Source organism: Pseudomonas sp. LSJ-87 (assembly GCF_032971465.1).
GTDB classification, from domain to species: domain Bacteria; phylum Pseudomonadota; class Gammaproteobacteria; order Pseudomonadales; family Pseudomonadaceae; genus Aquipseudomonas; species Aquipseudomonas putida_Z.
Genome location: NZ_JAWJYQ010000122.1, coordinates 1 through 397 on the forward strand (window position 1 = coordinate 1; position 397 = coordinate 397).

The 397-nt window shown below is 57.9% G+C and carries 1 other RNA gene; it reads left to right on the forward strand.

Annotation, left to right across the window (positions count from 1 at the left end):
- Nucleotides 1-397: RNase P RNA component class A (gene rnpB, locus RYH74_RS26350), an RNA gene on the forward strand; the annotation flags it as partial.

Consider the following 397-nt stretch of genomic DNA (forward strand, 5'->3'; position numbering starts at 1 on the left):
GGGTAGTCGCTGCTTTGTTGATGTCCTTCGGGAGACTGACGTCGAAGTCCCTTTGGGAGACTGACGTTGACGTCCTTCGGGAGACTGACAAAGGGGAGGAAAGTCCGGGCTTCATAGAGCAAGGTGCCAGGTAACGCCTGGGGGGCGCAAGCCTACGACAAGTGCAGCAGAGAGAAGACCGCCGATGGCCCTAGGGCACAGGTAAGGGTGAAAGGGTGCGGTAAGAGCGCACCGGACGACTAGTAATAGTTCGTAGCAGGGTAAACTCCACCTGAAGCAAGACCAAATAGGCCTCCACATTGCGTTGCTCGCGTAAGGAGGCGGGTAGGTTGCTCGAGCCAGTGAGTGATTGCTGGCCTAGACGAATGGCTACCGCCGCGCAAGCGGAACAGAACCC